Origin of the sequence: Anaeromicrobium sp., assembly GCF_025210435.1 — a bacterium.
GTDB lineage: Bacteria > Bacillota > Clostridia > Peptostreptococcales > Thermotaleaceae > Anaeromicrobium.
In genome coordinates this window covers 21,745-27,795 of sequence record NZ_JAOART010000039.1, presented here as the reverse complement: position 1 = coordinate 27,795, position 6,051 = coordinate 21,745, and the positions used below count along the sequence as shown (strand labels likewise).

At 31.5% G+C, this 6,051-nt stretch carries 4 protein-coding genes and 1 pseudogene; 3 read left to right on the top strand and 2 right to left on the bottom strand.

Features of this window, described 5'->3' with window-relative positions:
* Positions 1 to 139 (bottom strand): annotated as a pseudogene (locus tag N4A57_RS04730) (ISAs1 family transposase); the annotation flags it as partial.
* Between the two features lie 338 nt (positions 140 to 477).
* On the opposite strand from N4A57_RS04730, the gene N4A57_RS04725 reads away from it, so the two are divergent.
* Both N4A57_RS04725 and N4A57_RS04720 read left to right on the top strand, forming a co-directional pair.
* Positions 478 to 1,812 (top strand): nucleobase:cation symporter-2 family protein, encoded by a 1,335-nt coding sequence (locus N4A57_RS04725; protein ID WP_293656443.1) that lies wholly within the window; start codon positions 478 to 480, stop codon positions 1,810 to 1,812.
* A gap of 249 nt (positions 1,813 to 2,061) precedes the next feature.
* Positions 2,062 to 3,726, top strand: coding sequence for a PucR family transcriptional regulator (locus N4A57_RS04720; RefSeq protein WP_293656442.1), 1,665 nt, complete (start codon positions 2,062 to 2,064; stop codon positions 3,724 to 3,726).
* A 344-nt stretch (positions 3,727 to 4,070) separates the two neighbouring features.
* Here the strand turns inward: N4A57_RS04720 and N4A57_RS04715 are convergent, their stop codons facing one another.
* Complete coding sequence (locus N4A57_RS04715) at positions 4,071 to 4,763, bottom strand: cyclase family protein (RefSeq protein ID WP_293656440.1); 693 nt, start codon at positions 4,761 to 4,763, stop codon at positions 4,071 to 4,073.
* A gap of 348 nt (positions 4,764 to 5,111) precedes the next feature.
* Between N4A57_RS04715 and ftcD the strand changes: the two genes are divergently transcribed.
* Entirely contained in the window at positions 5,112 to 6,020 is a 909-nt protein-coding gene (gene ftcD / locus N4A57_RS04710) for a glutamate formimidoyltransferase (RefSeq protein WP_293656438.1), read from the top strand.
* Positions 6,021 to 6,051 lie beyond the last annotated feature (31 nt).

Sequence of the window (6,051 nt, the reverse complement as noted above, 5' to 3'; positions counted from 1 at the left end):
CTCCCTTACCCTTAATAATTTCTTTTGCTATTTCCTTCTGAGTACCCATAGCATCAATGGTTACAATGCATCCGTTTAAGTCTAAAAGTTTTAATAATTCAGGGATTGCAGTAATCTCGTTTGACTTATCATCAACTTTTTGTGTCTAATATATTGACATAGAACCATTGTGAACAAATAACATATTATAGACAATTTACAATATTATAGGGGTGAAGATACTTATTTGAATAATTATTTTGTGTAGGATTTATATGAATTATAAAAACATTAAAAGATTTCAAAAATATAGGAAACTAAAATTATAAAAAAACTTAGAGGAAATGGTAGTAATAGTCATAAATTATGAATATTACTACAAGTATTTATAAAGTATTTATAAAGGATGAATTAATAATTATTGAGAAATAATTAGTTGAAGATAGAAAAGAAGGGGGGGATTAGTAACATAAATTAAGAAATCTGGAGGTGTATGTAATGGAGGGAAATAAAAGGGTTAGAGCAAGTTCGGAAATTATGTATAAGATTGATGACAAACCACCTATTCAAATTAGTATTCTTTTAGCATTTCAACATATTATGGCTGCCTTTGGTGGTATTGTGGCAGTACCTCTAGTTGTGGGAGGTGTGTTAGGTTTACCTGTAAATGATCTAGCTTTTTTAGTTAGTGCAGCTCTATTTGCAGCAGGAATAGCTACCTTTATCCAAGCAAGGGGTATTGGAATAGTAGGAGCAAGAGTTGCCTGTGTAATGGGAACAGATTTTACCTTTGTTGGTCCATCAATAGCTGTTGGGTCCACTATGGGATTGGCAGGTATATTTGGAGCTACAATACTAGGATCTTTTGTAGAAATTATTCTTAGCCGTTTTATAAAACCTTTACGTAGATTTTTTCCTCCAATAGTAACAGGCACAGTGGTAATGTTAATTGGATTAACACTACTTCCTGTATCTATTGACTGGGCTGCTGGAGGATATGGAGCTGATGACTATGGAAGCTTGACTAATCTTTCTGTTGCCCTATCGGTTATGTGCGTAATCATGCTATTAAATAGATATGGTGGAGGAATATACAGTTCAGCGGCAGTTATCTTTGGGTTGATTTTTGGATATGTAATATCTTACCCTTTAGGACTTTTAGATTTTACACCTATTAAAGATGCAAATTGGATGGCAATACCTACACCTTTTAAGTATGGAGTTACCTTTAGTTTAACAGCTGTAATCCCCTTTATAACGGCATATTTAGTTACTACTATTGAAACAGTAGGGTGTTTAATGGCCATTGGTGAGGCTTCGGAGAAAGAACTAAGTAGTGAAGAAATATCAGCAGGTATTTTAGCAGATGGAGTAGGAAGCTGTATTGCTGGCTTTTTCAATGCAGGACCAAATACGTCCTTTAGTCAAAACGTTGGATTGATTCCTTTAACAAAAGTTGCAAGTAGGTTTGTAGTAATAATATCAGGTATAATACTTATACTTTTAGGTTTATTCCCTAAATTTGGAGCATTAATAGCCATAATGCCTAATCCAGTATTAGGTGGAGCTGGTATTATAATGTTTGGTATTGTGGCAGCTGCTGGCATAAAAACTATTAAAAATATTCCACTTAACAATAGAAATATGCTTATATTAGCCATATCCATAGGAATAGGTCTTGGTGTTACTGTAAGACCTGATTTTTTACAACACTTACCTAATGGATTAAAGAGTTTATTTTCCTCAGGGATAAGTGCAGGAACTATAACTGCATTAATACTTAATATAATTCTTAAAGAAGAATATATAGATGAAAGGGTAGTAGCAAAGTAGGACTTAATAAAAAAAGATTCGAAATTTCGAATCTTTTTTTATTGTAGAATATACACAAAAATTTCATGAAAAATTTACAATTATCATGAAGATAATCTGCTGATAAAGAATGAATAATGGATTTTATTTGTAGATTATATATAAATAAAAGGAAAAAAGGAGATATATGAGGGAAAAAACTTTATTAAATAAATTTGAAAGGAAAAGGTTTTTAGAAATTTCTGACAAATACATATCTTATAAGGGGGAATGGGTTTGTTAAAGGAAACGGGGATTTCTATTAAGGAAGCATTGGAAATGGATTGTTTAAAGAAATGTAAGTTAATTGCTGGATTTGAAGGGTACAATAATGTTATCTATAGAGTAAATGTTATGGCAGATTCTGAGATCTTAAACTGGGTTAGTGAAGATGAACTATTGTTAACTACAGCCTATTTTTTTAAAAGTGTAGAAGTGAAAAAACAACTGGAATTCATAAGGTCTTTAAAAAAGAAAAAATTAGCTGGAATAGCAATAAAAATATATCCCTATTTAGAAAGGCTACCTAAAGAGGTGTTAGAATTAGCAAATGAATTAAAGCTTCCAATTATAGAGTTAGATTATGCAATAGCCTTTACGGATATAATGGGTCCAATATTTAAGAAAATATTTAATAGGCAAGGAATGTTACTTCAAAAGGTTGAAAATTTACACAATAATTTAATGAATATTATTTTGACCGGTGGAGAAGTTAAGGACATTGTTGCTACTTTATCTAAAATCCTATCTAAGCCCATACTAGTTTCAAATAACTATTTTGATGAGTATATATATGATGATAAATTCTATCCATTCCATTACCATGAAATTACAATGGAAATTGAAAAACTCATAAATAACAATGTATATAATAAGAATTTATCAAAGACATACTCATCTAATCTTAATATCAATGGTGAAACCTATGAAATTATAATGGTTCCCATAATACTAAAAAATAGTGTGTATGGACATGTTATTGCTGTGGCTGAACAAAAAAGTGTAACCAGTTTTGATATTGTATCAATGGAGACTGGGTCTACCATTATAGCCCTAGAGTTTTTAAAGAGAATGTCAATTCAAGATGTGGAAAATAGATATTCAGCAGAGTTTTTTCAAGACATTATTTCACTAGATAAAATAAGAAAAGATAAGGCCATAGAAAGGGCAAAATATTATAAATTTGATCCACAAAAATATTTTAATATTATAAATATATATTTTAATAAAAAAACATCTGGTATAGGGAATGAATATGACTTTAATCAATATAAAGACAAAGGAATTTATCTCATAAACAAAATTTGTAAAGAAGAAGGTAATAAATATTTGATTACAAATAAAGGTGACAGCCTAATTATCATGTTCATGTGGAATAAAAACAAAAATATAAAGGGGAAGATAAAGACCCTAGTACAGAAGATGGATAAGTCAATTAAAGAAAAAATGGGTTCTATTGAATATAGTATTGGAATAGGAAGGCCATATAAGGGCATAGATAATGTTTATAAGAGCCTTAAGGATGCTGATAAAGCAATTGAAGCAAGAAAAACATTTATAAATGATACGGTCATTGACTTTGATAATCTTGGTATATATAAGATACTTTGTCATGATAACTTAAGGGATGAGTTGAAAAGATTTTTTCAATCCACATTACTTCCCTTATGTGAATATGATGAAAAGAGGGATACGGAGCTAGTAAAAACCCTTGAAGTTTATTTTCAAATGAACGGAAATCTTAAGAGAATGTCTGAACATCTTTATACCCACTACAACACTATTTTATATAGGATCAATAGGATATGTGAAATTACCAAGATGAATTTAGATGACGAGGCAGATAGGTTTAATCTAGAAACGGCCCTAAGAATAAAAAGAATTATGGGAATATGAACTTATAGATTTCGTATTTATAAACCAGTTTTATGTGAGCCTATTTCAGGAAAATATATTGAAAATTTTTTTCACCCAAGTCTCTGTCACAATCGAAAGTATGAATCTTCGTATATAGGTTCATGACTCATGCCCAAGTAGCATAGGATGTTGTGACGTTCCAGGGTTCCAAAAATTTTCAATATATTTATCTTCGTAGGCAAGTTACTGTATAAAGAAAACTTAGTGTTACGAAATCTATAGAGGCAATTTTAAGAATTAGGCATATGAAAAAAATAAATTAGCCATTTCACTGGTTATTTGAATTATTTTTTTCATATGCCTTATCTCATTTATCAACAGGGTTAATCTTCTACTAATGCCACTGCCCTAATAGGTGAGCCTGAACCATCTCGGATTTTCAATGGAAGGCCCATATAAAGGAATCTTTTATTAACCACCTTGTCTAAATTACAGAGGTTTTCTGTATTTGAAATATGATATTCACCACAAATTAAATGACCAGAGAAATCTAAATCATCAGGATGGTCAATTGCGGGGGCATCAACGCCTATATTTACTACTCCCATGTGAGCTAGCCACTTTGCCCCTTGGTAGCTTAAGCCAGTATACTCCGTTTGCCACTTATCTGTACCAAAATTTCTATCATAATGGCCCGTATAAAGTAAAACAATATCACCCTTTAAAATTTCCTGACCTGAATTTTTTAAAGCCTCTTCTAAATCCTCGGGTTCTATATATTTGTCTGGTCCCATATGTGATAAATCTATACAGATGGCACTTCCCCAAAAGTATTCCATGGGCATTTTGTCTATGGTAGGACCACTTGGATTGTACTCCCATACCCCATCACTATGGGTACCACCATGCTCACTAATAAGTAAATTTCTTGCAGAAAAACCTAGGGTTTTACTTCCTGTTAATTTCATATTTTCTTCATGGGTCATATTAACCATTATAAAAGTAGGTTGATGCATAGGAAAAACAGACATTCCTTGAAATATTTCCTGTGAAAGGTCAATTAAACTCAATCCCATCTCCATTACTCCTCCTTGTTTAAGCTAGTATATTATTTACTATATTTGACTACTATGTATAAAAATCCCTTGTAAAAATCATACAAAAAACACTGATGGAAAATTCTGAACATTGCATCCTGTTCATAGAATATGCACAAAGGTTATTTATCATATTTTAATGAATTTTTAACTAAATATTTAATATGGATTTATGAATTATGAACTTTGCCGTATATAGTAACTTGACTATAAGGGAAAAAAATTTCAATCGTTTCCTGAAATAGGCACATACGAAGTAAGTTTATAAATAATAAATCTATAGAGAAAGAATAATTATGAAATTTCAAGGCAAAGGAGGACATATATATGAGTGATAAAAGACAATATATTTTAGCAGTTCCAAACTTCAGTGAAGGAAGAAGAAAAGAAGTGGTTGAAGCGATAGTTGATCAAGTTAGAAACATAGAAGGGGTAAAACTTGTAAGCTATGAACCAGAACATGATTTCAATAGAACAGTAGTAACTTTAATAGGTGAGCCTAAACCCCTTAAGGAGGCACTCATTAATTTATCAAGTAAAAGCTATGAGCTAATAAATATGGAAGAACAATCGGGAACTCACCCTAGGATAGGGGCCCAAGACACTATTCCTATTTTCCCATTTAAGAATATTTCCATAGAAGAATGCAAAGAGTACATAGAAGATTTAGCTTTAGAACTTTATGAAAAGTGTGGAGTACCATTATATTTTTCAGGATTAAATGCAAGATGTGAGGAAAGAAAAGCCCTATCATTTATTAGAAAAGGACAATATGAAGGTTTGAAAGAAGTGGCACATATTGATGAAAGAAAGCCTGATATGGGTCCTCCTAAACTCCATCCAACTGCAGGAGCTACTATTTTGAGTGCTGATCTTGAGGGGTTGACCGCATATAATGTGTTTTTAGATACGGAAAATGTTCAGTTAGCTAAAAAGATAGCCAAGGCTGTGAGAGGTCCAAGTGGAGGATTTTCAACAGTAAGAGCAGTAGGAATCAAATTCCCTGAAAGGGAAGGCGTAGTTGTATCTATGAATATGTTTGATTGTTCAAAGACACCTTTATATAGAACTTTCAATTTTGTGAAACAAGAAGCAGCCAGATATGGTATTGCAGTTACTGGTTCTGAGTTAGTTGGTCCTGTTAAATTAGATCATTTATTAAATTCTTTAGAGTATTTATTAGGTCTTGAGAATTTTAGAAAAGGTCAAATTTTAGAGACACACTTGATGGATTAAGGGGAAATTATACATATATTAAAAAATTAAA

Coding starts and splice junctions, on each gene's coding strand:
- N4A57_RS04720 (WP_293656442.1), top strand. CDS start 2,062: ATGGGTTTGTTAAAGGAAACGGGGATTTCTATTAAGGAAGCATTGGAA.
- N4A57_RS04715 (WP_293656440.1), bottom strand. CDS start 4,763: ATGGGATTGAGTTTAATTGACCTTTCACAGGAAATATTTCAAGGAATG.
- N4A57_RS04725 (WP_293656443.1), top strand. CDS start 478: ATGGAGGGAAATAAAAGGGTTAGAGCAAGTTCGGAAATTATGTATAAG.
- ftcD (WP_293656438.1), top strand. CDS start 5,112: ATGAGTGATAAAAGACAATATATTTTAGCAGTTCCAAACTTCAGTGAA.